The 26,438-nt window shown below is 48.1% G+C and carries 16 protein-coding genes; 1 reads left to right on the forward strand and 15 read right to left on the reverse strand.

Annotated elements, in window-relative coordinates; genetic code table 11:
* Positions 1-18 precede the first annotated feature (18 nt).
* The 12 genes from ACQ31U_RS11965 to ACQ31U_RS12020 all read right to left on the reverse strand — a co-directional run bounded on the left by ACQ31U_RS11965 (position 19) and on the right by ACQ31U_RS12020 (position 22,493).
* Positions 19-309 (reverse strand): barstar family protein, encoded by a 291-nt coding sequence (locus tag ACQ31U_RS11965; RefSeq protein WP_431052379.1) that lies wholly within the window; start codon positions 307-309, stop codon positions 19-21.
* Positions 300-2,720, reverse strand: coding sequence for an ESPR-type extended signal peptide-containing protein (locus ACQ31U_RS11970; protein ID WP_431052381.1), 2,421 nt, complete (start codon positions 2,718-2,720; stop codon positions 300-302). Before ACQ31U_RS11970 ends, ACQ31U_RS11965 begins: the two co-directional genes overlap by 10 nt.
* On the reverse strand, positions 2,721-3,152 hold the full coding sequence (locus tag ACQ31U_RS11975) for a DUF6911 family protein (protein WP_431052382.1): 432 nt from the start codon (positions 3,150-3,152) through the stop codon (positions 2,721-2,723). It abuts the gene before it with no gap.
* A complete protein-coding gene (locus tag ACQ31U_RS11980) occupies positions 3,145-11,889 on the reverse strand; it encodes a cytidine deaminase-like fold-containing protein (protein WP_431052384.1) in 8,745 nt (2,914 codons plus the stop codon). The genes ACQ31U_RS11975 and ACQ31U_RS11980 overlap by 8 nt, the downstream gene beginning before the upstream one ends.
* 79 nt (positions 11,890-11,968) lie before the next feature.
* The gene (locus ACQ31U_RS11985; RefSeq protein WP_431052386.1) at positions 11,969-13,804 is read right to left on the reverse strand and encodes a ShlB/FhaC/HecB family hemolysin secretion/activation protein; all 1,836 of its coding nucleotides are present in this window, start codon (positions 13,802-13,804) and stop codon (positions 11,969-11,971) included.
* Positions 13,805-13,971: 167 nt separating this feature from the next.
* Complete coding sequence (gene uvrC / locus ACQ31U_RS11990; protein WP_431052388.1) at positions 13,972-15,798, reverse strand: excinuclease ABC subunit UvrC; 1,827 nt, start codon at positions 15,796-15,798, stop codon at positions 13,972-13,974.
* Between the two features lie 62 nt (positions 15,799-15,860).
* Positions 15,861-16,277 carry a YidB family protein gene (locus ACQ31U_RS11995; RefSeq protein WP_431052390.1) on the reverse strand — a complete coding sequence of 139 codons (417 nt, stop codon included), beginning with the start codon at positions 16,275-16,277 and terminating at the stop codon, positions 15,861-15,863.
* Positions 16,278-16,291: 14 nt separating this feature from the next.
* The gene (gene kdsB, locus ACQ31U_RS12000; protein WP_431052392.1) at positions 16,292-17,071 is read right to left on the reverse strand and encodes a 3-deoxy-manno-octulosonate cytidylyltransferase; all 780 of its coding nucleotides are present in this window, start codon (positions 17,069-17,071) and stop codon (positions 16,292-16,294) included.
* Between the two features lie 5 nt (positions 17,072-17,076).
* On the reverse strand, positions 17,077-17,253 hold the full coding sequence (locus tag ACQ31U_RS12005; protein ID WP_431052394.1) for a Trm112 family protein: 177 nt from the start codon (positions 17,251-17,253) through the stop codon (positions 17,077-17,079).
* Positions 17,246-18,247, reverse strand: coding sequence for a tetraacyldisaccharide 4'-kinase (lpxK, locus tag ACQ31U_RS12010; RefSeq protein ID WP_431052396.1), 1,002 nt, complete (start codon positions 18,245-18,247; stop codon positions 17,246-17,248). The genes ACQ31U_RS12005 and lpxK overlap by 8 nt, the downstream gene beginning before the upstream one ends.
* Before the next feature lie 48 nt (positions 18,248-18,295).
* A complete protein-coding gene (gene msbA / locus ACQ31U_RS12015; protein WP_431052398.1) occupies positions 18,296-20,044 on the reverse strand; it encodes a lipid A ABC transporter ATP-binding protein/permease MsbA in 1,749 nt (582 codons plus the stop codon).
* Positions 20,045-20,105: 61 nt separating this feature from the next.
* Entirely contained in the window at positions 20,106-22,493 is a 2,388-nt protein-coding gene (locus ACQ31U_RS12020) for a DNA internalization-related competence protein ComEC/Rec2 (RefSeq protein WP_431052400.1), read from the reverse strand.
* A gap of 340 nt (positions 22,494-22,833) precedes the next feature.
* Between ACQ31U_RS12020 and dksA the strand changes: the two genes are divergently transcribed.
* Positions 22,834-23,283: an RNA polymerase-binding protein DksA gene (dksA, locus tag ACQ31U_RS12025; RefSeq protein WP_431052401.1), complete on the forward strand. Its 450-nt coding sequence runs from the start codon at positions 22,834-22,836 to the stop codon at positions 23,281-23,283.
* Between the two features lie 331 nt (positions 23,284-23,614).
* Here dksA and mreD read toward each other — a convergent pair whose 3' ends face one another.
* The 3 genes from mreD to ACQ31U_RS12040 form a co-directional block, all read right to left on the reverse strand.
* Positions 23,615-24,103, reverse strand: coding sequence for a rod shape-determining protein MreD (gene mreD, locus ACQ31U_RS12030; RefSeq protein WP_431052403.1), 489 nt, complete (start codon positions 24,101-24,103; stop codon positions 23,615-23,617).
* Positions 24,103-25,155 carry a rod shape-determining protein MreC gene (gene mreC / locus ACQ31U_RS12035; protein WP_431052405.1) on the reverse strand — a complete coding sequence of 351 codons (1,053 nt, stop codon included), beginning with the start codon at positions 25,153-25,155 and terminating at the stop codon, positions 24,103-24,105. Before mreC ends, mreD begins: the two co-directional genes overlap by 1 nt.
* A gap of 90 nt (positions 25,156-25,245) precedes the next feature.
* The gene (locus tag ACQ31U_RS12040) at positions 25,246-26,295 is read right to left on the reverse strand and encodes a rod shape-determining protein (RefSeq protein WP_167549955.1); all 1,050 of its coding nucleotides are present in this window, start codon (positions 26,293-26,295) and stop codon (positions 25,246-25,248) included.
* Between the last annotated feature and the right edge of the window lie 143 nt (positions 26,296-26,438).

Raw genomic sequence — 26,438 nt, forward strand, 5'->3', positions numbered from 1 at the left:
TACATTAGAGAAATTAAATCAACAAAGTATTAAATTAATTATTCTATAGTCACCCAATTCTTTCCTCAATATATTTTCATTTCTATCAAGAAATATATTAACAATCTTATCATAATCACTCTTTAACTTATTTTTAGAGTAGCTATGATTTAACCATTTGATCGTATAGCCATCCAATAGACCTATATAGTCTTTTAATGCACTTAAATTTCTACCAAAATAGACCCCAAAATCTGGATTCTGACTACATAATTCATTATAAAAATCAGCTTCACAAGAAATATTATTCCCATTTAATATTATTTCCACTTACCAATCTCCTTAAAAGTTTTATAATGGTCTGTCGTTATATATAAGTAACCATCATTAGAATATAACAACCTTGTACCCGGTTGTTTATTTCTACTTATATTATTATCTATCCCTAGATCCGCTTCATACCATATTCTTTCTGATGTAGATGGTAATAAATTAAGATTATTATCAAAAATATCACCACCTAACTGCCCCTGCTTGAATGGTTTTCCAGATTGCCAACTATATACTTTTTCAGCAATATCTTTAGTTACATAATTATCAGGTAATTTCCCTGTATTCTTTAAGCTATCTATTAAATGATTAGCCGCCTGCTGAGTTTTTAAATCTAATTTTAGTGCTTCATAGATTGCTGCATTATGTGCTTGCGGGTTAAATTCAACTACCGGATACTCAGTTGTTTTTCCAACAACAGGCAATTTATCATTCGCACTAACACCTTTCGCTAAAGGTGATAGCATATTATCGACTGATTTAACCGCAACCGCCCCGGCTTTTGCCGCCGGCAGCACTTCCGCAACCACCGTTCCGCCTCTGACTAACGGTACAAGTGCGGTTTCGGCAGTCATCTCTTTGCCGTATAGGGTATTAACATCCGCCTGATTGTAATGCGTTTTCAGTAAATCCCCTGACGCACGATCAAATGTTGCCCATTTTTCTGTTGCGCAAGCCGTCGGATGTTTTAAGCATTCCGATAAACTGTGTGCCAAATTGCCGGTGACGCCTCGGAGGGTCTCTGTCGGTGAGTTTAGGGCTGCCCTTGCCGCCTCACTAAGTGCATTACCGCCGTCTTTCACTCCCTCAAAAACAAGATTATTCTTCACTTTCGGCACAAGGGTATTCGTCAGCAACTGATTGTTTTCTCGATTATACCTTGCGGCTAAATCCGAATACTTCCCAGTGGAGTAATACTCGTCGCGTGAAGCACTAAACAGGTTTTGTTGCTTGCCGTCGCTGTTGATAAAGCTCACCGCACTTGATGACGGCACGTCGCCTTTTATACCCGAAACCGATGACAGGAAACTGTCCGCCGCCGTATCTTGGCTGTCTATCATCTTCGACCAAGCATAATCCACCCGTTGTGCCGCCCGCTCAACCAAGCGTTGCTCCGCTTCTGCCACGCTAATGCCTTGCTCTTTGGCAAAGGCTGCCGCATTATCCCGTATCCAATCCATTTCTCTCGGGTGCAACTGCCGGTTATGCCAATCGGTATTGCCGCCTGCGCTCACCGCTGCCGTCCCGCCGCCGGTTGCCGCCCCTATCGCCATACCGGCACCGATATCTAATACCGCTTTGCCCACATCGCCCAGCTCTTGACCCAGCACATTCAAGTGCGGTGCGGCTGCCGAGGTTGTGCCGCTTGCCACCGCGCCGCTGACATTGCCGGTTAAAACACCGCCCGCTATCGCATGAAGTGCGGTTCGTCCCGTGCCGCCCTCTTTCCATAAGGCGTAGTTCGCTTGGTTTTGTTCAAGATAAGCGTCTGCTTGTGCAATTTTGTTTTTCAGCACGGCACGTTTGTTCGGGTCAGTTTCGTGCTTGAGCGCTTGCTCTGCTTGCGCTTTAATCCCTTCCGTCACTTCATAGGCTTTGACATCACCCAGTTTTTCGGCGGTATATGCCACGCCCTGTGCCGCGGTTTTTCCAAAACTTTCTGTCGTTGTCCGTTGAATATCCAGCTCTTTTTGCAAGGCGTCTTTATCAAATTGGTTGCTCACCCTGCCTGAGCGCGCTACCGCACTTTCCGTGGTGATATCCGTTTGCAGAGCGCGCAATGCCGTTTCTGCGCTTTTGCCTGTGCGGGTTTGCTGTGCAACACTGTCGGTTATCTCAATATTGCGGGTGTTGATACCACTGCGGGTGACACCGCCGGCACTGCTGCTGTCTGAACCGAAACCGATTCCCATGCTGACGTCGATTTTGCCCTGACCGCCATTCGGGTCGCCCTCTTGTTGGGCATAATTTTGACCCTGCGGAGCTAACTTCACGCCGCCGACTTCTTTAGCGCTCTCGCCGCCGCCGACACTGAAACCGCCACTCACTCCGAGCGTACTGCCTTTGTAATTGGCATGGTTTTCAATATCCCGAGAACCTATCGTGCCTGTGCGGAAACGGTTTTTTCCCTCCGATTCCGCCTGTGCCGTTGAGGTGATTAAGCCGCCGCTCAATTCAGTATGCCCCTTCACCGCCACTTGGTAGCCGTCATCCCCGGCAAAAATGCCGGATTGTTCTTGCACACCGGCAATTATTAAATCACCGCCGATAGACACACCATCACTAAAGCGCACAGACTTACCTACCGCACTTCTGCGCTCAGAAGACGTTTTCGATTTTGCCAATTCCGAAACAACGATAAATTGTTGCTGGGATTGGCTGAAAATTATGCGGTAGGTGTTTTTGTTCATTTATATATCCATTAAGTCATAAGGGACATCACCTGTTTCTAGAAATATAGAGAACACTTTTATTACAAAGTCAAAATCATCAATAATTGCAGAAGATGGATACATTTCACCATCGCCATCAAACATAACTAAATTAGGATTATAAGGAGTATCCAATTTTGTTCTAACAACTAAATCTCCATCATCTAAATATTCTGCTAATGTAAGTAAATATTGATTTGGAGGATAAGCGATAACTCGTATGCTGGACACACCAAAATCTGGCTCTGGAAATATCTCTAACCTAGCTTCACCTTCATTGTTTTCTATATAACTTATAATATCAATAATATCCTTAATAGGATTCATAAATGTTATTTTTTTTTCATGGCATGCTATAAACCAAATAGAATTAATTTTATAAGAGCAAGAAAAATAAATATCTTTATTCATTATTTTCACCCTTAATATGTTTAATAGAACTTTGTCCTTGAGTCCAATGATAATTTCTAATTATTCCTTTTTCATCAACAGCTCTAACAACTACTGATTTTAAACCTGCTTTCTGAGCTGCTAATGCAATATCTTTTTTACAAAAATCACAAACATCACGCCCTTGAACATTAATAGTCATATTTTGACCTTGTGTTCTGCCTTCATTATAGGCTTGTTGAATTGTTCCTATTTCAGCATGAGCCTCTGCCATGTTTGAATTTGGATATGGAGTACCGTCACGTTGAGGCGGTTTATTTCCAATATCGTCAGATATCAGCGTTGGCACTTTATGATCCGCTAAATTATTTGCCCTAGCTTTTTGATTGGTATCAATATAAATCTTGCCATTTAACTCAGCTCTAGCAATTACCTCTGCTTTATCTAAATTTGACCCACTGGCTTTAAGAGATTCATTAGATAATTGAATTTTTAATGGGACAGCCGTTGCATTGTTTTCTGCCCCGATCGAAATAGTAGTGGTCTGATTTTCATACCCTTCTGTTTTTCCAACAACAGGCAGTTTATCATTCGCACTAACACCTTTCGCTAAAGGTGATAGCATATTATCGATTGATTTAACCGCAACCGCCCCGGCTTTTGCCGCCGGCAGCACTTCCGCAACCACCGTTCCGCCTCTGACTAACGGTACAAGTGCGGTTTCGGCAGTCATCTCTTTGCCATATAGGGCATTAACATCCGCTTGATTGTAATGCGTTCTCAGTAAATCGCCTGACGCACTATCAAATGTTGCCCATTTTTCTGTTGCGCAAGCTGTCGGATGTTTTAAGCATTCCGATAAACTGTGTGCCAAATTGCCGGTGACGCCTCGGAGGGTCTCTGTCGGTGAGTTTAGGGCTGCCCTTGCCGCCTCACTAAGTGCATTACCGCCGTCTTTCACTCCCTCAAAAACAAGATTATTCTTCACTTTCGGCACAAGGGTATTCGTCAGCAACTGATTGTTTTCTCGATTATACCTTGCGGCTAAATCCGAATACTTCCCAGTGGAGTAATACTCGTCGCGTGAAGCACTAAACAGGTTTTGTTGCTTGCCGTCGCTGTTGATAAAGCTCACCGCACTTGATGACGGCACGTCGCCTTTTATACCCGAAACCGATGACAGGAAACTGTCCGCCGCCGTATCTTGGCTGTCTATCATCTTCGACCAAGCATAATCCACCCGTTGTGCCGCCCGCTCAACCAAGCGTTGCTCCGCTTCTGCCACGCTAATGCCTTGCTCTTTGGCAAAGGCTGCCGCATTATCCCGTATCCAATCCATTTCTCTCGGGTGCAACTGCCGGTTATGCCAATCGGTATTGCCGCCTGCGCTCACCGCTGCCGTCCCGCCGCCGGTTGCCGCCCCTATCGCCATACCGGCACCGATATCTAATACCGCTTTGCCCACATCGCCCAGCTCTTGACCCAGCACATTCAAGTGCGGTGCGGCTGCCGAGGTTGTGCCGCTTGCCACCGCGCCGCTGACATTGCCGGTTAAAACACCGCCCGCTATCGCATGAAGTGCGGTTCGTCCCGTGCCGCCCTCTTTCCATAAGGCGTAGTTCGCTTGGTTTTGTTCAAGATAAGCGTCTGCTTGTGCAATTTTGTTTTTCAGCACGGCACGTTTGTTCGGGTCAGTTTCGTGCTTGAGCGCTTGCTCTGCTTGCGCTTTAATCCCTTCCGTCACTTCATAGGCTTTGACATCACCCAGTTTTTCGGCGGTATATGCCACGCCCTGTGCCGCGGTTTTTCCAAAACTTTCTGTCGTTGTCCGTTGAATATCCAGCTCTTTTTGCAAGGCGTCTTTATCAAATTGGTTGCTCACCCTGCCTGAGCGCGCTACCGCACTTTCCGTGGTGATATCCGTTTGCAGAGCGCGCAATGCCGTTTCTGCGCTTTTGCCTGTGCGGGTTTGCTGTGCAACACTGTCGGTTATCTCAATATTGCGGGTGTTGATACCACTGCGGGTGACACCGCCGGCACTGCTGCTGTCTGAACCGAAACCGATTCCCATGCTGACGTCGGTTTTGCCCTTACCGCCATTCGGGTCGCCCTCTTGTTGGGCATAATTTTGACCCTGCGGAGCTAACTTCACGCCGCCGACTTCTTTAGCGCTCTCGCCGCCGCCGACACTGAAACCGCCACTCACTCCGAGCGTACTGCCTTTGTAATTGGCATGGTTTTCAATATCCCGAGAACCTATCGTGCCTGTGCGGAAACGGTTTTTTCCCTCCGATTCCGCCTGTGCCGTTGAGGTGATTAAGCCGCCGCTCAATTCAGTATGCCCCTTCACCGCCACTTGGTAGCCGTCATCTCCGGCAAAAATGCCGGATTGTTCTTGCACACTGGCATAATCCGCATTTATCTTCGATTGGTTATAACTCGCCGAGCCTGATACGCCGTAGCCTACCGTGATTTGACCGCTGACATTTTGTTGCTTGCCTTTATATTGCAAGCTGTCTTGTAAGCTGGCAATCGTTAAATCGCCGCCGATGTCAGTGTGTACCCCTTTGCCACGCACCACCCCGCCGACAATATGCGTGTCACCGCCGCTGATGATTGTGGTGTTGCTCTCTTGCAAACCAACATGGCTATTGACCCAAGTGCGCTCATCACCATTGCCGTAGCCTCTGCCTACATTACCTCCGGCAGTTACGCCAAAAGCAAAACCATCACTGCCATAGCTGACGGCAACGCCCGCATTCCAACCCTGTGAGCTGTTTTTGCTTCGTTCTTGATGATTCTGCTCGGCTGCCGCAATATCAATTTTACCTGCCGTTTGCAGCACCGTCCCCTCAAGTCCGGCGACATCCGAGCCTTTGATATGAATATGCGAGGTGTCTTTCTCTCCCGTCGTAATCAGCAACGCTTTGCCGCCGGCATGCAACTTACTGCTGTTTGCGGTATTGCCTTGCGTATGGGTTTGATTAATATTTTTCTGCTCGCCATAGGTGATGGAGACACTGACATTTTGTGCTGGCATGTCACCATTCGCCAGCCCTTCCCCTAACGCTTTCAAATCTTTACCGGCTTTATAACTGTCCCAAGCCGCATTAGCCGCGCCCATTGCATTAATACGATCATTTTTGCTGCCGCCGATGTTTTTCACCGTTTCTACCGCACTTTGTACGGCTTGTAACGCCGGCACATTCACTGCCACCGTCAAACCTTTTTGTTCAAAAGTATATTTTTGATCGGTTTCATATCGATCATCCGCCGCGGTAATATTAATCCGTTTGGCTTGAACCTGAGTATCACCGGCAACCGAGGTCACGGCACTGCCACGTTGCAAATAGTCCTTTTCGGCAACCACCAACATATCGCCATTCAACGTGCCGACCTGGCTAGCGCGAGAATAATATTTGCGGTTATCCGTTTCCAAGGTGGTTTGGCGCGAACCAATCGTAAAACCAAACCCTCCGCTGCTCATTACTCCTTTTTTCGTGGTTTGGCTGAAATTCTCCTCTCTCATTCGATTTTCCGCTTCGACAATCGATACATTTTTGCCCTGAATCAACATCGTATCTTCAGCAACGACATCACTGCCGATAATCTTGACATCGCCTTGTTTGGACTGAATCAATATCTTTTTCGCATCAATTTGCGAGCCAACCGCCAAATCATAATCGTGATCGTGTTTTCTGATTTCCGTGGTTTTACTCAACAACCCCTTACTGCTGGTTTTAGACGCAGAGGAGAGTTGTTCTGTTTGCCGGGCTTCCTCAATCCGGATATTACCCTGCGAAGCAACAAGCAATTTCCCGTCGCCGTGAATCTGATTACCACGAATAACAACCTCGTTTTTGCCGGTCAATATCGCGTCACCATTAAAATTCAATTGATTACCGACTTCTGCCGTTTGATGCAGTCGATAGTAGTTGTCATCATTAAAATTATAGTGTTCTTTATTTTCGGTAGTCAGCGTGCCTAAATTCAATTGATTGCCGGCATTAATCGTCGTTTTACCGGCAATATCAAAAGTTGCGCCTTTAATGGTAATATCCTCTTGGCTGCGGAAAATCAGTTCGCCGTCATGGTCGTTCAACCGCACTTTGGCGAGTTGATTTAAGCCTTTTTTATAAAACTCACCGCTGTCTTCGGTTTCAGACAATGTGCTTTCAATCTGGATATTTTTTGCCTGTGCCGACAGTGTTTTATCCGCCAGCCAACTGCCGCCGAGGTTTGTCAGATCCTGCCGGGCTTCCAGCAATAACTGCCCGCCTTGTAATGTACCGCCCAGATTGCGGATATTCTCCGCCGACAGTGCGGTCAACTGCCGCCCGGCAATCACACCGCTGTTTTCAATATCGCCGGTGGTATTGGCTATAATCCGGTTGGCGGAAATCACCGCGCCGCGTGCAGTCACATCGCTATCCCGCGCCACAATATACACCTGCGGCACCAATACGGTGCTTGTGCTGCCGTCGGCTAACCGCACTTCGCGTTTGACCAACCAAACCATATCCGTTGTCAGCTCTTTCATTTGCGCTTCGCTCAGCGCTATGCCGGGAATTAAGCCAAACTGTTCGGCATATTTGATTCCGCTATCCATCAAGGCTTTGTATTGCTCATAATCCGATTGGTAATTGCCTAAAAAACGCCGTCCGGTCAATTGATTAATCTGTTCATTAATCAAACGTTGCTCATAAAAACCGTCCCCCAAACGTTTATGCATATTGGCATGATCGCTACGCAAAGCATCAAACATATAATCAGAACTGAGCCATTGGCGACGGTTGGCAAATTGCGGATCGGTTTCCACCAAAACATGACTGTTTGTCGCCGGATTAATTTTGTACAAACTCGCCTGCGGTAGGGTGAGAATCGGGGAATAGGTTCGGATTGTAAAGGTGTCGAACACAGTCTGTACGGTTACTTCACTCAATGATTTGGTATTGAGGGTAAGAGTTGCCGCTTGATTTGCCGTCTGCGTTTGAATCGTTTTATTTATCTGTCCCGACACTGTCTGCCATTTTTCCTGTGCCGATTGCGCATAGTCAAATACACCAAGCTTAATTGATTTATCCGGTATCTGTGGTGCATAACGTCTCGTCGCGGTATTCGTCGTATCGGCATGATCGATACAACCTACAAGCGGAATATTTTTTACACACTTGCGTCCTTTGGTTTTATGATGCACTTTACCTAACTCGGTTGTTCGTTCGATACCCGGGGTTTCTATATTGTCAATAAACTTTCCCGCTTCGGATAAAAAATGACCGGCAGCAATAATTTTACTGTTTTGATTAGTGACATTGCCTGCGCCAAAATCAATATTACCACCGCTTAAAATGCGTCCTTCCGCATAACGTGGCGGTAAGACCTGCGTGCGTTCGATAACTCGCGTATAGTCATATTCCATCCAGTTCTCATGTTCACCACCATCAGGGGTTTTTAATGCATACAAATCACGGACTTTTGCATTACCAAAAAGACCGCCTCCACCTTGATTATCCTTTCGAATCACTTCAACGGAATCAACGCCTTTTCGCCAGCGTTGAGAAGCCGCATCTAAGCTGTATTCGTAAATCGACGTTCGAGAAACTTCTTTAATTTCCGTTTCTAGATACTGATGCAGATTTTTTACATTAGCATGATTAAAAACAATATTGCCCAACGCTTCAATCACGCCGTTTGCATTCGTAATAGTTGCCCCTGCACCCGTAGCATTATTTCTGTCATTTAACCGTGTACCAAAATAAAGATGTCCTAAACTAAAAATTATTGCGCCATCTTTATTGATGATCTTATCACCGGCCAAATCCAACTGCTCTCGCGCCGCTATCGTCGCCGATTTCGTCTCATCGTTTACAGTTTCATGATCATTTCGCAGTGTCGTTGCTTGGAGCGAGAGGTGCCCGCCATAAATCCGTCCTGTACCGATATTATCCAACTGTGTTGTTTTAAGCACGTTGACATCACCATCAATCAAACCGCGATTGATAATATGCTCGGCGGAAATATATGTATTCATTGCGCTAAGTTCCCGACCAAATGGATTATCAAGCTGCTTCGCCTTGATATGCAACCCCCTACCAGTAATCAGCTTTGTACGATTATTAAAATTACCATCAAGCGAGAGATTCAGAATACCATCAACTTGAAACGCCTGATTTAAGGTTAAATCCTGTCGATGCACAATATCCGCATCCGCTTGAGTTTTGATATTACCTTCATTTATGAAACGATCTAAATGGAGTGTTAAATGACCTCGACTTTCAATCTGTCCTTGCTGGTTATACAAGGCAAGCAAATCTCCTTGTAAAGCCAACTCATCCAGTGAGAAAATTTCTCCATCGCGATTATCCAATGTTTGTCGAATATTCCCCTCTAAGCTTGCCGTACTATAAATACCGCCCCTCTTATTATTGACCGTCTCGGTAAAGAAGTCTAAATCATATGCTAATATCCCTTGCTTTGGTTTTTCTGTAGTCGCTTTGGTATCACGATTATCCAAATGTTTGGTTGTCAACTTTAACTGATTACCAGCCTGGATCAGAGAGCCGTTATCCGAGATTTTCCGATTATTAATAACCTCCGTAGCAACAATAGCAAGTTGCTGCAATGACCGAATAACTCCGCCTTGATTATCAAGCGCGCCGGTGAATAGTTGAAGCGTCTTATCCGCAATCAGTTTGCCCTGCTTATTGTTCAAGGCGTATTGTTGGCTATCCAGTTGAATATCAGATAAGCTACTGACTATCCCTTGTTGATTATGAAAATCAGCCGTTGTCATCACCATTCTGCCCCCACTTTGTACCAAACCACCCTGGTTATTCAATACACCGCTGTTCAGTGTGAGGTTCTGTTGACTGCTGAGCGTGCCCTGTCGGTTATTCAACCCGCCCTGTTGGGTGTTTAGGTTAAGATTCGCGTTGGCTTCGAGTAATCCCTGCTGGTTGTTCAGCCATGCCGTTTTCAGATTGATATCGCCGGCACTGCTGATTTGCCCTTGCCAGTTACTTAATCCTCCTTGCAAATCAAGGTTGAAGGCTTGTGTGCTGCGTTGCTGCCAACTGCCGCCGTCATTGTTGACAGTGTACGCCTGAATATGCAGTTGCTCGGCATTCAGATTCGCCCCTTGGGTGGAAAGTGCGGTCGGGGTGCGGAATTCAGCACTGGTTTCACTGCGGATGATACTGTTGTCCGCAGTAATCGCACCACTGCGCGCTTCGACCTGTAGGCGGTTGGCGCTGGTTTGGCTATTATTTAAATCAATCTGTTCGGCTTGTACGCTAATCTGCCCCGACGCCAGATTCTGCCCCTGCGCCACCGCACGTTGCTCGGCGGTTAAGGTCAGGTTTTTACCACTTTCGCTTGCCGCATTCAGGGTTTTGCGTTCACCGTTTTCGGTTTGTTCAAAGCGCACGCCGGCGGCAAGCACGGCGGATTTTCCAGCTTCAATCTGGTTGGCTTGGTAGGTGATATCACTTTCGGCGAAGGTTTCGCCCTGCTGGGCTATCTTGCCTTTTGCCTGCAACCGCACTTTGCCCTTGCTTTGTGAATCGCCTTTGGCAATCACGCTGCCGCGTTGGTCGATACCTTGGGTTTGGCTTTGCAGCTGCACATCACCTTGTTGCGTATAAACCGTGCCGCGGTTTTCTATTTGATGTTTTGCACTCAGCTTGACGTCTTGCTGTGCGCCGACAAAGCCGCTATTGACAATCTGCCCCTGCGAATCAATCCGCACATGGCCTTGGGTCGCGCCGATATGCCCGGCATTGCGCACGCCCAAGCCCTCTTCGGTGCCGACCAAGTGGATTTTGCCGGCATACATCCCGCCCAATTCCGATACGTCCACCGCATAGCGCACGGTTTGTGCCGGCTGTTCCGTGTCGTTTTGTTTGCTTTTATGAATGACTTGCACCGATTGATTGTCCGCCGAGACCTTGTTTATGCCGGTGGTGACTTTCAGTTCTTTCGCCCAAATGCCCGCATTGATTTCGGTTTCTCGCGCAATAATATCGGTGTAATCGGAACGGCTGGTGTCCATGCCGCGCCCGGAAACGGTGACTTTGCCTTGCTCGACTTGATAGCCTTTCACCATCCCGTTTTCCAGTTCCACCTTGCCGGTGGTCAAGGCGGTGCGGCCGGCGTTAATCGTGCCGCAGCCTTCGCAATGAATGCCGGACGGGTTGGCGATAATCACCTCGGCACGCTTGCCGGCGACTTCGACATAACCTTTCAGTTGGCTCGGGTTGTTGGAATTGACTTCATTCAGAATCACCTTGGCTTCGCTGCGTGCCAGATAGGGATTGCCCTGCACCCACCCGCCTTGTTCGGTTTGCACTTCGGTGCGGCTGTTGTTCAGAATCGCGCCTTGGGTATCGACATCGAACTGTTGGTATTTATTATGCGACAAGCCTTTGTCATTCGGGGTTTGGATATTCACCTGCGGCAAACCGTTCGCCGTTTGCAATATAATCGCCTGCTGGTTTTTCGGTGCGCTTTGGTCGGCGCGAATTTGCAGTTCATTGGCGGAGACATTGCTCACCAACAAAAAGCCCAACACGGTAAATAAACTGAGATTGACCGCACTTAGCCGCCAGCCTTGGGTTAAAAAAGTAAAACGGCCCACCTCCTCCGCAACCATCTGTCCGCCCTCGCCTTTGGCTTTGCCCTCGCGGGTGGCCATTTCAGACACCACAACCACACGTTGTTGGCTTTTGCTGAAAATCAGGCGGTAAAGATGCTTGTTCATAGGATGTTCCTTTTACGTTTACTGTTTTCTTCTTTTACTACTTTTACTACTTTCTTCTTTTTTACTCTGGCGACTTGGATTAAAACTGATAACTCAGACTAAATCCGGTGGTTACATGGCCGGTACGGAAACCTTGCGGCTTATGAATAGGCGTACCGATAAAATACGCATAATCCAAGCCCCACAGATTACCGCGCAAACCGACCGCCCCGCCAACCAGATGACGACCCAGAAGCTTGGCCGTACTGCGCCCGCGCACCACACCTTTGTCGATGGCAAGGTACAGCTCATGTCCGCTTGTCATCACATTCCACGCCAATTCATTGCGCCATAACCAGCCGCGGTCACCGCTTAAGGTCAATTCGCCGTCAAAACCGCGCACCGTGTAACGCCCGCCGATACTCAAGCGGTCTTGCGGAACAAGCGGGGTTTTGTTCCATTGCCCGCGCCAACCGGTACTCAATTGCCACGGCTGTTCGCCCAGTTTGAACGGTTGCTTGAAGCTGATTTCGGCACTGATGATTTTCGGGCGCGACGTGCCTTCGCCATGCGCCTCTTCCGGCGCCGCCAGCGAACGGTTGGCGCCGGTGCCGCGTTTATAGTCGAAGGAGAAATCTAAGGTGGCACTGCCGAGATATTCACGGTGATTCAGCCCGATTTGCCAACCTGCCATGCGCCGACGTTGCACATCGATTTCCGACCGATCCACAAAGTTCGCGGTGCGGCGATGCCAGACACCAACTGTCGCCGTCGTTTTGCGGCTGCCGTCACGATATAACGTCCGGGAAAGGTTGGCATTCAAATGGGTGCTTTTGCCGGCATATTCATAATCGGTGAACGGGCCAAACACCGTTTGGTGGTAATCATATTGTGACCCGGACACGCTCAACAGCCAATTTTTCCACGGCACGCCGTAATACAGGCTGGTATTGTTGCTGCCGCGCGCACCGTCATCATCGCTGCCGCGTTTGAAACTGTGTGTAAAAGAAGCGTAAAACAGATCGTTCAACGACAACATGTTTTCAATCGACACCGTTGCCGTGCCCTGCAACCGCCCGGTCGCTTTGCTGCCGCTATCGTCCAACGATAAAGACAAGCGATAAGGAAAGCGCTGTTGAAAATCAATCTGCAAATCACTTTCGCCCGGCTGCGCGCCATCGCCTTGCGCCGGGATGATTTGGATATCGGCATCGGCGTGCGGCGGGCGTTTCAGGTTTTCCAAGCCCTGTTCGATAGCGCGGATATTCAATAACGCCCCGCTTTTCGTCGGCAACGCAAACCACACCGTTGCCAACGTCGCCTTAGGATAATCGCTGTTATCCCGTAATTGAATTTGCCTTACTTTGCCGGGAATCACGGTGAGAATCAGCTTCCCGCTGCGTAAATCCTGCGGCTGCACCAACACCCGCGTGGTGACAAAACCCTTTTCGATAATCGCGTTTTGAATCCGATTAATCAGAATGCCGATGCCTTCACCGCCGATACAATGCGGCAGGGAAAAATCCCGTGCTTGATACACCGCATCCAACGCCCAATCGAATTGGCTTCTCGGCGGTCGTACACCTTTTAAAGCGTATGCAGTCATGTCAGTTTGGGTAAGTTCGAGGTTAGTCAGGTAAAGTTCGGAAATGGTCAGGCATTGGGCTTCGGGAATTAACAGGGGGCGTTCTTGAGTGGTTTCGATATCGCTTTGAAACCGCACTTCCGGATGATTGATTTGTTGCCGTTGAATTGAAAGGGTTTGTTCCTGCTGGCGTTGTTGTTGTCGGGCGTCCAAATCCATTTGATTTCGAGTTTGCTCGGTGTTTTGCGCAGGCGGCTCTACGGCTGATATTGATGAAGAAAAAACGGTAATAAGAAGAAAAATAACACTGATTTTAGGTAAAAAAGATTGAATATTGCGATATAAAAGCATGATCTTATCCGGATAATTTATTCAAAAAGCGTTTTAATTTAAATAAAATACACAAAAATGTAAAGGGAAAACACTTCATTTAAGTAACCCGACTGAATTTATTAACACCTAATAAACAAAGCAAATAAAAAAATCATGCCGTGATAACCTATTTTTAACCGGACAATCTACTCCCGCAAACTGGCAAACACCACTTCCGCCATTTTGCGCGAAATACCCGGCACGGTTGCCAGTTCTTCGATACTGGCGGTTTTTACGCCTTGCATACCGCCGAAGTATTTCAACAATGCTTGGCGGCGTTTGCTGCCGATACCTGCGATCGATTCCAAACCACTTTGGGCGAAGGCTTTTTGCCGTTTTTTACGATGTCCGCCAATGGCATGGCGGTGGGATTCGTCGCGGATATGTTGGATTAAATGCAATGCCAAGCTGTCGGTCGGCAGATGTAATTCGCGATCTTGTCTGCTGATAATCAGTGTTTCCAAGCCGGCTTTGCGCTCCACGCCTTTGGCGACACCAATCAACAGTGGTCGGGTTTTATCCCATTCCACGTTCAGATTGGCGAATACCTCCAATGCACGATTCAACTGCCCTTTGCCGCCGTCGATAAAGATAATATCGGGAATTTTTTCCGGCTCTAACGGTTTGTTATAGCGTTTGAGTAACGCTTTTTCCATTGCGGCGTAGTCGTCGCCCGGCGTTATGCCGCTGATATTAAAACGACGGTAATCCGCTTTATAAGGTCCGTCTTGATTGAACACCACGCACGACGCCACGGTCTGTTCGCCCATGGTGTGACTGATATCGAAACACTCCATGCGTTTGATTTCACGCAGCCCTAACCGCTCGCATAATGCTTGGTAACGTTCTTTGATCCGTCCGCGCTGTTTGAGCTGATCGGTCAGTGCAATGTCGGCGTTCATTTGCGCCAAGTGTAAAAATTTCGATTGTTTGCCTCTGGCGTTATCCTGAATCGTGATCTGAAACCCGGCTTGCCGGCTAAGCAAGGTTTCAAGTGCGCTTTTTTGCTCCAATTGGCGATTGGTGATAATTTTTTTCGGAATACTGCGCCCTTGTGCACCTTGCAAATAAAACTGTCCGAAAAACGTTTCGCTGACCTCATCAAGTGCGGTATGGCTCGGAATTTTCGGGAAATAACTGCGGCTGCCCAGCACCTTGCCTTGGCGGATAAACAGCACATGGATACAGGCAATCCCATGCTGATAGGCAATTGCGATAATGTCCAGATCGTCGGTATTTTGGTTGGAGACAAATTGTTTTTCCGTCACCGTACGCACCGCTTGGATTTGGTCGCGATATAGTGCGGCTTTTTCAAAATCCAGTTGTACGCTCGCCCGTTCCATTTGCGCCACCAGATGTTGCGTCACCTGTTGATCTTTGCCTTGCAGGAACAGACGCACATAATCGACTTGTTGGTTGTAGTCTTCATCGCTGACATAGCCGCTGACGCAAGGCGCGGAACAGCGCCCGATTTGGTATTGCAGACAAGGACGCGAACGGTTGCGGTAGGTGGTGTCTTCACATTGGCGCACCGGAAACAGTTTTTGCAGTAATGATAAGGTTTCCCGCACCGCGCCGGCATTGGGATAAGGCCCGAAATACTCGCCGGCGATTTTGTGGCTGCCGCGAAAGGCGGTCAAACGCGGGTGGCGTTCTTTGGTCAGCAAAATAAACGGATAGGATTTGTCGTCGCGCAGCAGTACGTTATATTTCGGTTGGTATTTTTTGATGTAGTTATGTTCGAGCAGCAGCGCTTCGGTTTCCGAGTGAGTCACAGTCACGTCAATCTGGGCGATTTGTGCCACCAACGCTTCGGTTTTTTTACTGGTGAGATTTTTACGAAAATAACTGGAAAGGCGTTTTTTCAGATCTTTGGCTTTGCCGACATAGATGATTTCGTTGTCATCATCATACATGCGATACACACCGGGCTCGGTGGTAACTTCGGCAAGAAAGCGTTTGGCGTCAAACATAGGGTGCGTTTTATATTAAATCAAATTTTCCCTCCCTCTGCAGGCGGAGGAAGGGAAATCGGCTATTTCAAAAAGTTATTCAATACCGATTGAATGCCTTTTGACAACAAATCGTTATCGGCATTTTTATCCAACGCACCGTTCGGACTGAGTTTGTCCACGATTTGCGGCAGAAATTGCGACAGCAAATCCGAGGCTTCCGCTTCGTCTTTCACCCCGGCTTGTTGTGCCGCTTGCTGCAACTCTTGTTTGCCGAACACATCTTCGATTTGGGTCGGAGAAATGCGTTTGTTTTCCCCGGTTCCCAACCAAGATTGCAGCAGATCGTCCAATCCGCCTTGCTGGAATTTGGCTAGAATGCCTTGAATGCCGCCTTGTGAAACCAACAGCTCATTGATAACCGCCATTGCCTGCCCTTGTTTGCCGGCTTCGCCGCCTAACACACCGGAAACCACTGAACCTAAGATTTTGTCTAACATAATTTTTTCCCTAATTACTTACTTAAAATTTGACGAACCTTTTCCAGATCCTCAAACGTATCCACGCCGACCGCCGGTACTTCATTTGCCAACGCCAGATGAATTTTTTCGCCGTACCACAACACGCGCAGTTGCTCTAACGATTCAATCTGCTCAAGTGCGGTCGGCTGCCACTCGATATATTGCCGAATAAATCCGGCACGATAAGCATACAGCCCGATATGGCGCAAATAGCTGCTTTTTGCCAAATTCAGCTCGGCTTTGCTGATCTCGCCTTTGTTCAACGCGGCAAATTGATCGCGATCCCACGGAATCACGGCGCGCGAGAAATATAATACAAAGCCGTTTTGATCGGTCAGCACTTTGACCACATTCGGATTAAACAGCTCTTCCGCGTCGTCAATCTTGACCGCGAGGGTTGCCATTTTCACCGGATTGTCGGCTAAATTTTCTGCCACTTGGCGGATAATCGCCGGTGGAATCAACGGCTCGTCGCCTTGCACATTGACAATAATCTCATCTGCCGCCAAACCGCACTTTGCCACCACTTCGGCTAAACGCTCGGTGCCGGAATTGTGTTTTTCCGACGTCATGCACACCTCCGCCCCGAAACTACGCGCAACCGCCGCCACTTCGGCATGATCGGTGGCAATAATAATTCGCTCGGCACCGGATTTTTGCGCTTGTTGCCATACATGTCGGATCATCGGTTTGCCGGCAATATCGGCAAGCGGTTTGCCCGGCAAGCGGGAGGAGGCATAACGCGCCGGGATAATCACACTAAATTTAGTCATATTGCTTATTCCTTCTCCGGTTCTATGGCAACGCCGCTTTCCGGCAGCAACACCGGAATCCCGTTTTCAATCGGATAGGCCAATTTTTCAAATTCGCAAATTAAGCGCTGCTGTTGTTTGTCATACTGTAATTTGGCATGACAGCGCGGACAGGCAAGCACCTGTAACATTTTATTATTCACCTTTCACCTCTTGCATAATCTTCGCTACGATTGTATTGATTGTCGGCTCCAGTTCGGCTTCCACCGGCACATACCACCAGTTTTCGCGCGCAAATTTATGGCATTTCACTGCGTCTTTCTCGGTCATAAACAAGCTCTGCTCTGCTTTGGTTAAGTTGTTGAGCTTTTCTGGCGACAACTTGGCATGATCGACAAACGCTTTCTGTTTCACCACATTCAAGCCCAAGCTATTCAGCATATTAAAGAAACGTTGCGGATTGCCAATTGCCGCCATGGCAACAAGCGGTTGTCCGATAAAATCGCTTAGCCGGCGTTCTTCTTGCGTCAGCAAATTGACCGCCACGTTGGCCCGTAAGCGCATTTGGATTTCCTGTGCCTGTGCCGCCGCGCCATTGCACACCACCGCATCAGCTTGTTTCAAGCGGCTCGGTAATTCGCGCAACGGTCCGGCAGGCATCAAAAAACCGTTACCGAAACGCCGTTCTCCGTCGACAATCACCACTTCGACATCGCGTTGCAACGCATAATGCTGCAAGCCGTCATCGCTCAAAATCACATCGATATGATAAGCTTTATGCAATAATTCGATACTCCGGCGGCGGTTGGGGGAAACCGCGATCTTTGCGCCACTACGCCGCGCCATCAGCACCGGCTCATCGCCGACTTCCGCCGGATTGGAGTTGGGATTGACCAGTTGCGGATAATTTTTGACTTCATTATTGCCCGGCACATAGCCTCGGGAAACCACGCCGACTTTCAAACCTTGCCGCTGCAATTGCCGCGCCAACCAAATGGTAAACGGCGTTTTGCCGTTGCCGCCGACCGACAAATTACCAATCACCACCACCGGCACCGGCGCTTTCCAGGATTTAAAAATGCCGGTACGATACGCTGTGCGACGAAGTGCGGTAATGCCCCAAAACAACAATGACAACGGCGCAAGCAACCACGCAGACATACGCGCCCAGCGATCTTTTTGGTACCAAAAATTCATATCCACGCCTCTATTTTCTGATTTTTGTGTTTTGCGGTGATTTTTCGCTTATTGACTAAATTGCAATTTATGCAGTTGGGCATAAGCCTTACCCGCCGCCAACAATTGTTGATGACTGCCGCGCTCAATCACTTGCCCGTGATCAACCACCAAAATTTCATCGGCATTCTCAATCGTCGATAAACGGTGGGCAATCACAATAATGGTGCGATTATGGCGCAAACCGTCAATTGCCGCCTGAATGGCACGTTCGGATTCGGTATCCAACGCCGAAGTCGCTTCATCCAAAATCAACACCGTCGCATTGCGCAATAGGGCGCGCGCAATCGCCAAGCGCTGGCGCTGTCCGCCGGATAACATCACCCCGTTTTCGCCGATTTCGGTATCCATGCCTTGCGGCAGGCTTTCAATAAACTCCAACGCGTGCGCCGCTTTTGCCGCCTCGATAATCTGCTCACGGCTATATTTTTCGGCGGCGGCATAGGCGATATTATTGGCGACGGTGTCATTAAACAAATGCACCTGCTGCGACACCAGCGCGCAATGTGTGCGCAAATTGGCAAGGCTATATTCTTTAATATTGTGCCCGTCAAGCAGAATTTCGCCTTGTTCAATATCATAAAAACGGGTTAATAAATTGGCAATCGTCGATTTGCCCGAACCGGAACGCCCGACCAGCGCCACGGTGCTGCCCGCTTTCACCTCAAACGAGACGTTCTGCAATACATTCTGCTCTTTGCCCTGATAATGGAAAGAAACATGCTTGAAGCTGACATTGCCGTCCACTTTCTCTTTTTCCAAACTGCCCTGATCTTTTTCGGTCGGTAAATCCATAATGGAAAACAACGTTTGACACGCTGCCATACCGCGTTGAAATTGCGCATTAACATTGGTCAGCGATTTTAGCGGACGCATCATCGCCAACATCGAAGAAAACACCACGGTAAACGAACCGGCGGTCAGATTCTGGCTCATAATGCTCGGCACGGTTGCCAAATACAGCACGATTGCCAGCGCAAACGAGGCGATCAGTTGCACCACCGGATCGGAAATCGCCGATGCCATCATCATTTTCATGCCTTTGCGACGCATATCGTTGCTGACATGGTTAAAGCGATCTTCCTCTACTTTTTGCCCGCCGAACGACAGCACCACCTTATGCCCTTTCAGCATTTGCTCGGCGGAAGAGGTCAATTCCCCCATCGAAGTCTGCATATTTTTGCTCAAGCGGCGGAAGTGTTTCGAGACCACACGGATCAGCACCGCAATCATCGGACCGATAATAAACAGCACCACCGACAATTGCCAACTGGTGTAAATCATCACGCCTAACAGCGAGAGTAAATAAGCCCCCTCACGCACAATCGTGACCAAGGCGCCGGAGGAAGATGACGCAACTTGCTCCGAATCATAGGTAATACGCGACAGCAACTTGCCGGAAGAATTATTATCGAAAAAGCTGACCGGCATATACATCATGTGTTTGAACAAGCGGCGGCGCATGGTCATAATCACCTTGCCCGATACCCACGCCAAACAATAAGTGGAAATGAAATTACTCAACCCGCGGAAGAAAATCAGCACCACTACAAACACCGCCATCCATTTCAGGAAATCGGTATCGGCTTTGCCGAAGCCGTCATCCAGCAACGGTTTCAACATCGAAATCAAGGCGGCGTCAGTTAAGGCGTTAATAATCAAGGCGATAGCGGCGGCGATCAAGCCCGATTTAAACGGCAGGATCATCGGCCATAGGCGTTTGAAGGTTTTGGCGGTAGAAAAGTCTTTATCTTCCATTTTCACGGATTCCAATACATTGTTATCGCTCCGGTTTGAGATTATCGAGCGTAAAATTGGCTTATTCTAACTGTATTTCTTTGTCTAAGCCAATAATTATCTGATACCATGGCACAAGGCGGTTGCGGACGGTGTGAATTTGCCAGCGTCCGTTTTGCACCGTTATCCTGATTTGCCCGTCAAGTGCGGTGTTGTAAACCGCACTTTTCATCTGTTGCAAACGCGCCAATACCGCCGAATGCGGCAAACGCCATCGATTATGCAATCCACTGGAAATCAGGGCTATTTTCGGTTGCAGTTTAGCCAGCCATAACCAACTGCTCGAACTGTTACTGCCATGGTGTGCCACTTGCAACCAATCGATTTTGCCGATTTGTGCCGCCAATCTTTTTTCGGTCTCGACCGCAATATCGCCGCTTAATACAAACCGCAGTTGATCACGCCCGACCAGTAACACACACGAATCCTGATTTTTCGCGGTTACAACCGTTGCCATCGGCGCCAGCGCTTCAAATTCAAACCCTTGCCATTGCCAGCGAACGCCCTGATGACAAAACCGCCGCCGCTGCGCGCCATAATCTTTCGTTGAGGCTTGGATCAACAGCGCATTTGGAAAAGCATTAAGCAGCGCGGGCACACCGCCGGCATGATCGTTGTCGTCGTGGCTGACGATAATTTGCTGCAAATTCAAGCCTTGCCGCCGCAAATAAGGCAAAATTTCCGTTTCCGCCATACTGCCGCCCTGCCACGCTTGCCCGGTATCAAACAGCGTCGCTTGATCATCACTCACCAACAACATCGCCAAGCCCTGCCCGACATCCAGCATTTCCAAGCGCCAGTCCGCTTGGCTGAGTGGCTTGAACAGCAACAGGCTTACGGTTATCACCGCCGCACCGCCGCTTAAGTATAACGCGCGGCGAAATGCCGCCTGATTGGGCGTTTTTAGCACGGAAAAATCCAAAGTGCGGTAACGATGAAACAGCAAACAGAATACCACGCCAAAACAAACGGATAATATTAGCTGTTGTTGCTGATTGGATAGCGTTAGGTAAGCATTCGGCAACTGCGCCAAGAGGTGTAAACTCCGCTGCAAAACAATATCGACGATTTGCCACAACCAAACCGCATTAAAAAAGAAATTCAAGCATAACGCCAATAAAATCAGCGGGACTAACACAAGACTGAAAATCGGCACCAGCAGCAGATTGCTCCACAATGCACCTAACGGCATGGCATGAAAAATGAAAATTTGCAGCGGGGTAAACAACAGCAATAAGCCGAGTTGCAAATGCACTAAGCCCAACAACCAATAGACCGCACTTGGTACGAATTGCCGCAACCCGCGCCCGCGCCATTGCATATTGCTTAACGGAAAAAAGGCGTAATAAAAACACAAGATCAACACAGCGCCGCAAGAGAGCCAAAAACTTTCATTCAGTACGCTCAAGGGATCGAGCCAGCTCAACCAAGCCACCACGAAGAGTAATAATTTCCACGGCGGCAAATAAATGCGGCTAAAAATCAACAACAACCAAAACGCATACGCCCACAACGCGCGTTCGGTCGGAAGCAAAAAATCCGCTAAATAGGCATAAAAAACCGCCGCGCTTAACGCAAACAAGTGCGGCAGGCGGTGCGAAACCGCACTTGGGGTTGCAAATAGGCGTATCGCAATATATTGCAGTATCCGCGCCATGCCCCACACCAATCCCGCCACCAACCCGATATGCAAGCCGGAAATCGCAATCAAGTGCGCCGTGCCGCTTTCACGGAATAACTGCCAATCCTCACTGTTCAGCCACGCCCGTTCACCGAATGCCAACGCCAACATCACGCCTTGATAAGGCAAATGTTCCGTTTGTTCAATCGTGCGCGCCAGCAAACGTTGCCGCCAATTTGCTTCGCTACGGATTAACGCCGCCTGTTTCACCGTCGCCGAAGCAAACACCGATTGCGACAATAACCAGCGCTGGCGGTTAAACCCGCCTTCATTCAAACGTGAGCTGAGCGGACGCAACGTCAAGCGCACTCGCCAAATGTCGCCTAATTGCGGGGATTGTTCGGCTTGCCAATTCAAATGCACTTTCTGCTTGCCTAACTGATACGCCGTCAAATCCACCTCCGCCACCAGCTGCAAATTGGGCGACAATTGGCGCAAGCCGATAATTTTCACCTGATTTTCCAGCGCGGTGTGTTGTAGTTGCGCGATTTTTTCCCCCTGCCGCAAAACCTCATTCAGATAATGCTGCTGATAACCGGCGAAAAACAGCAGACAGCCCCCAAACCAAAAGTAAGTGCGGTAGCGATAATATCGACGCAGCCATGCCGGCAACAACAAACCCAATGCCGCGATAAACAGCAGCGGATAATCCGCAAGCCAAGCCGCCGGAATAAAAAAGAGTTGACACAGACTTAACAACCAACAGACGGCAAGATACGATAATTTCATTAATTTAGTCATTTCCACAGGTTCACAGAAAAACAGTGTGAAATAACAAAAGCCAACTAGAATAGTAGCTTAGATTATTTTTGCGATCTGGATCGCAAAACATAGATTTTATTTACTTTTTTAACCACTTGTTTTTTAATGGCTTTATCCGAATGACTAAAAATCATACCGCTGCAACCCGCTTTTTATTTGCCAAAAGAATTAACATCTGCTATTTATATCGCCTTTAAAAAGGCATGAAATTTTAATCATTGTAAATTTCTTCTAATTTTCGACTAAATAAATGGGTAATTTTCACGTTGTTTATCACCGTTTGAAATTATCCTCTGGGGAGAACATCATGAGTGCAGTAGCTCCAAAAACATCTTTGAGTCTGTTATCTTTGGCTGGTGTCGATGCTTATCAGGAGCAAGACGGTGAGGAATATATGAATGAAAAGCAAATCGAGCATTTCAAAAAAATCCTGACCGCATGGCGTGAACAAATTGTCAATGAAGCCGGCAAAACCGTCGCGCAAATGCAAGACGAAGCCGCTAACTTCCCTGATCCGGCAGACCGCGCGACACAGGAAGAAGAATTCAGTTTGGTGCTGAGAAACCGTGATCGCGAGCGTAAATTACTGAAAAAAATCGATCACACCTTGGTTAAATTGGAAACCGATGATTTCGGTTATTGCGAATCTTGCGGCGTTGAAATCGGTATCCGCCGTTTAGAGGCGCGTCCAACCGCCGATTTATGCATCGACTGCAAAACACTGGCGGAAATTCGCGAGAAACAAACCTCGAAATAATACCTGTTACTTGATTTGTAGAAGATCAAACCTAATCTGACAGTTCCCCGTTTAAAACAGCGGGCTGTCAGATTAATTTGCGCTTATATTCTTCTCAGCCCAAATTCGCTTTCCATCAAGCAACGTGTCTATCATTGTTCCGCCACAACACCCTTCCCCTGGATGGTTAGGTATGAGGCGTTAGCCCGCTTTTTACCAACAATTTTGTCTGCTATGCCATTTTTTACTATGCCTAAAAACGCCAAAACCCCATCAACAGGGGCTTTATATCATTTTTCAACGCCAATTTTTTTCTTTCATCTATGCAACAATAATCATTCCATATCGGCTGTTAACGCAAATGAAATTTACGCCGCAAAGTTCGCAACAGCAAAAAGACCCACGGCCATAAAATTCCGCTGATCGCCGCGCCAATCAATTCTTGCGGGTTAAAGTGGGCGCTGTGCATAAACAACTCGATTAGAAAAATCACGATGTGGATTATCACAACGGCGACCACCACTAAAATACTTTGTAACCACAATGAGAGATTACGCAGAATGAGGTGATTGGACGCAATGAGATAGGCAAACACCGAGAGTACCAATGCGTGCACGCCGAGAATCGAACCTAAACTCAAATCCCACAGCAAGCCGATGACAAACGCCCAACCGATACTGATTCGATTGGGAATCGCCAACACCCAATATAACAATACCAAGATCAGCCAAGAAGGGCGATATCCTTGAAATTGTGCCGACCACGGTGTTATTTCCATCACCAACGCCACTAAAAAAGTGCAAATGATCATTAAAAACTGAAAAATCCAATTACTGCGCATTATTGGCTCCCCTCGGTCGTTAACGCATCCTGCTGTTGCTGATTGGCATCCGCCGGCGCCAACTCCTCCGCTTGTCCGGAGTTTTCCTCCGCCTGATTCGGATTGATCGGTTCTTTTACATTTTTATTCAGTTCGTCCGGCGCCATCAAATCGTCTTGGCGGGTCGATAGGCGCTGACGTACGGCATTACGCACATCCTCCGGCGAGAGTGATTGCGCCCGGTGCAGTTCGTCGTTAACCGGCCACAATAACAATAAATAACGCAACCGTTCGAGCGAAGCTAACGGTTTGGCGGTGATCACCGCAAAATAATTTTGTTTATCGGTAGAAACCGAATCGACAATCGCGACCGGATAACCTTCCGGAAAACGTCCGCCCAAACCGGACGTCACCAACAGATCGCCTTTCACAATATCAACCGAGTGCGGTACATTATCCAACTGCAATTCGTCACCGCGCCCGGTACCACTGGCAATTAAGCGCACATCATTGCGCAATACTTGTAGCGGAATCGAATGGGTCACATCGGTGATCAACAACACCCGGCTAGTAGTGGCGCCAACCGAGGTCACTTGCCCGACCACGCCTTTTTCATCAATAATCGGTTGCCCGACATAAACGCCGTCGCGGCTGCCCTGATTAATCACCACTTGCTGACGGTAAATATCCGTTTCGGTAGTCAACACTTCGGCAATTTTTTTGTATTCATCGTAACGCAACGGCGAATTGAGCAGTAAACGCAAACGCTGGTTTTCCACTTTCAACTGGTCGAGAATCAACAAATCGGCATTTTTTTCACGTAATTGTTCTTTCAAGACCCGATTTTCGATTTGTAACTTGGAGGTGTCCGCCAGATTATCCGATACGCCGTCCAACACGGTACGCGGAATATTGGCGAAATAGAAAATGCCGCTGATTGAGGTTTCCATCAGGCTACGCAGCTGGATCATGCCGCTCGTGCGCCCGTCACCGATCATTAATAACACCGATGCGATAATCGCTAAAATTAAACGAATTCCTAAAGGCGGAGCTTTAGAAAAAATTGGTTTCATGCCTTTACGCTTAAAAAAGTTGCGGTTTTAAGCTGACCGCCAAAACCGCACTTGTGAAAAATAAAGCCTGTATTTCAAACCAACGAGCAATTAGTCGTCGCTAAAAATATCGCCACCATGCATATCGATCATATCCAATGCTTCCCCGCCGCCACGTGCGACGCACGTCAATGGATCTTCCGCCACGATGACCGGCACGCCCGATTCGCGCGACAGCAAGGTATCAATATTCGGCATCAAGGCGCCGCCGCCGGTCAAGACCATGCCGCGTTCGAAAATGTCCGCCGCCAATTCCGGCGGGCAAGACTCAAGTGCGGTACGCACCGCCGTCACAATGCCGCTTAACGGTTGTTGGATTGCTTCCAACACATCGCGTGAAGTCAATTTGAAACTGCGCGGCGCACCTTCTGCCAAATTATGACCGTGAACTTCAATTTCTTTCACTTCGTCATCATTTTCGATAAATGCGGTACCGATCTCTTGTTTAATCCGCTCCGCCGTCGCTTCGCCGATGGAAGAACCGAACGTGCGGCGTACATAAGCAATAATCGCTTCATCAAAACGGTCGCCACCGATACGTACCGAAGACGAATAAACCACACCGTTCAGAGAGATCACCGCCACTTCGGTGGTACCGCCGCCGATATCAATCACCATTGAACCGGTTGCGGTTGAAACCGGCAATTTCGCACCGATTGCCGCCGCCATCGGCTCTTCGATTAAATACACTTCGCGCGCCCCGGCGCCGATTGCCGATTCTTTAATCGCGCGACGCTCTACTTGAGTAGCCCCGGCCGGCACACACACCAACACCCGCGGGCTCGGACGCATAAAATTATTGCGGTGCACCTGTTTGATAAAGTATTGCAACATTTTTTCGGTTACAAAAAAGTCGGCAATCACGCCGTCTTTCATCGGGCGAATCGCGGCGATACTTTTCGGGGTGCGTCCCAACATCATTTTGGCTTCGCGCCCGACGGCAGCAATGCTTTTTAGGGAGCCGACGCGATCTTGACGAATCGCCACAACCGAAGGTTCATCTAAGACAATGCCTTGTCCTTTGACATAAATTAAGGTGTTAGCCGTGCCGAGATCAATGGAGAGGTCATTGGAAAATAGACCACGAATTTTTTTAAACATAGTAATTCCGATTTGAGAAAAAGTTGAGCCGCGATTAATATAAAATGACGGGCGAAAAAATTGTGCTAAATGTACCAAAAAGCAGACCTTTTCACAACGTAAAATTCAACCTAATCACAGGCGGATCGGATTTATCCGCCTGT

This window comes from Testudinibacter sp. TW-1, assembly GCF_050613185.1.
In the GTDB taxonomy this organism is placed as follows: Bacteria; Pseudomonadota; Gammaproteobacteria; order Enterobacterales; family Pasteurellaceae; genus Chelonobacter.

Bases quoted from the DNA above. Each gene is read 5' to 3' on its own strand.
- ACQ31U_RS11970 (WP_431052381.1), bottom strand. From the start codon at position 2,720: ATGAACAAAAACACCTACCGCATAATTTTCAGCCAATCCCAGCAACAA.
- ACQ31U_RS11975 (WP_431052382.1), bottom strand. From the start codon at position 3,152: ATGAATAAAGATATTTATTTTTCTTGCTCTTATAAAATTAATTCTATT.
- ACQ31U_RS11980 (WP_431052384.1), bottom strand. From the start codon at position 11,889: ATGAACAAGCATCTTTACCGCCTGATTTTCAGCAAAAGCCAACAACGT.
- ACQ31U_RS11985 (WP_431052386.1), bottom strand. From the start codon at position 13,804: ATGCTTTTATATCGCAATATTCAATCTTTTTTACCTAAAATCAGTGTT.
- uvrC (WP_431052388.1), bottom strand. From the start codon at position 15,798: ATGTTTGACGCCAAACGCTTTCTTGCCGAAGTTACCACCGAGCCCGGT.
- ACQ31U_RS11995 (WP_431052390.1), bottom strand. From the start codon at position 16,277: ATGTTAGACAAAATCTTAGGTTCAGTGGTTTCCGGTGTGTTAGGCGGC.
- kdsB (WP_431052392.1), bottom strand. From the start codon at position 17,071: ATGACTAAATTTAGTGTGATTATCCCGGCGCGTTATGCCTCCTCCCGC.
- lpxK (WP_431052396.1), bottom strand. From the start codon at position 18,247: ATGAATTTTTGGTACCAAAAAGATCGCTGGGCGCGTATGTCTGCGTGG.
- msbA (WP_431052398.1), bottom strand. From the start codon at position 20,044: ATGGAAGATAAAGACTTTTCTACCGCCAAAACCTTCAAACGCCTATGG.
- ACQ31U_RS12020 (WP_431052400.1), bottom strand. From the start codon at position 22,493: ATGAAATTATCGTATCTTGCCGTCTGTTGGTTGTTAAGTCTGTGTCAA.
- dksA (WP_431052401.1), top strand. From the start codon at position 22,834: ATGAGTGCAGTAGCTCCAAAAACATCTTTGAGTCTGTTATCTTTGGCT.
- mreD (WP_431052403.1), bottom strand. From the start codon at position 24,103: ATGCGCAGTAATTGGATTTTTCAGTTTTTAATGATCATTTGCACTTTT.
- mreC (WP_431052405.1), bottom strand. From the start codon at position 25,155: ATGAAACCAATTTTTTCTAAAGCTCCGCCTTTAGGAATTCGTTTAATT.
- ACQ31U_RS12040 (WP_167549955.1), bottom strand. From the start codon at position 26,295: ATGTTTAAAAAAATTCGTGGTCTATTTTCCAATGACCTCTCCATTGAT.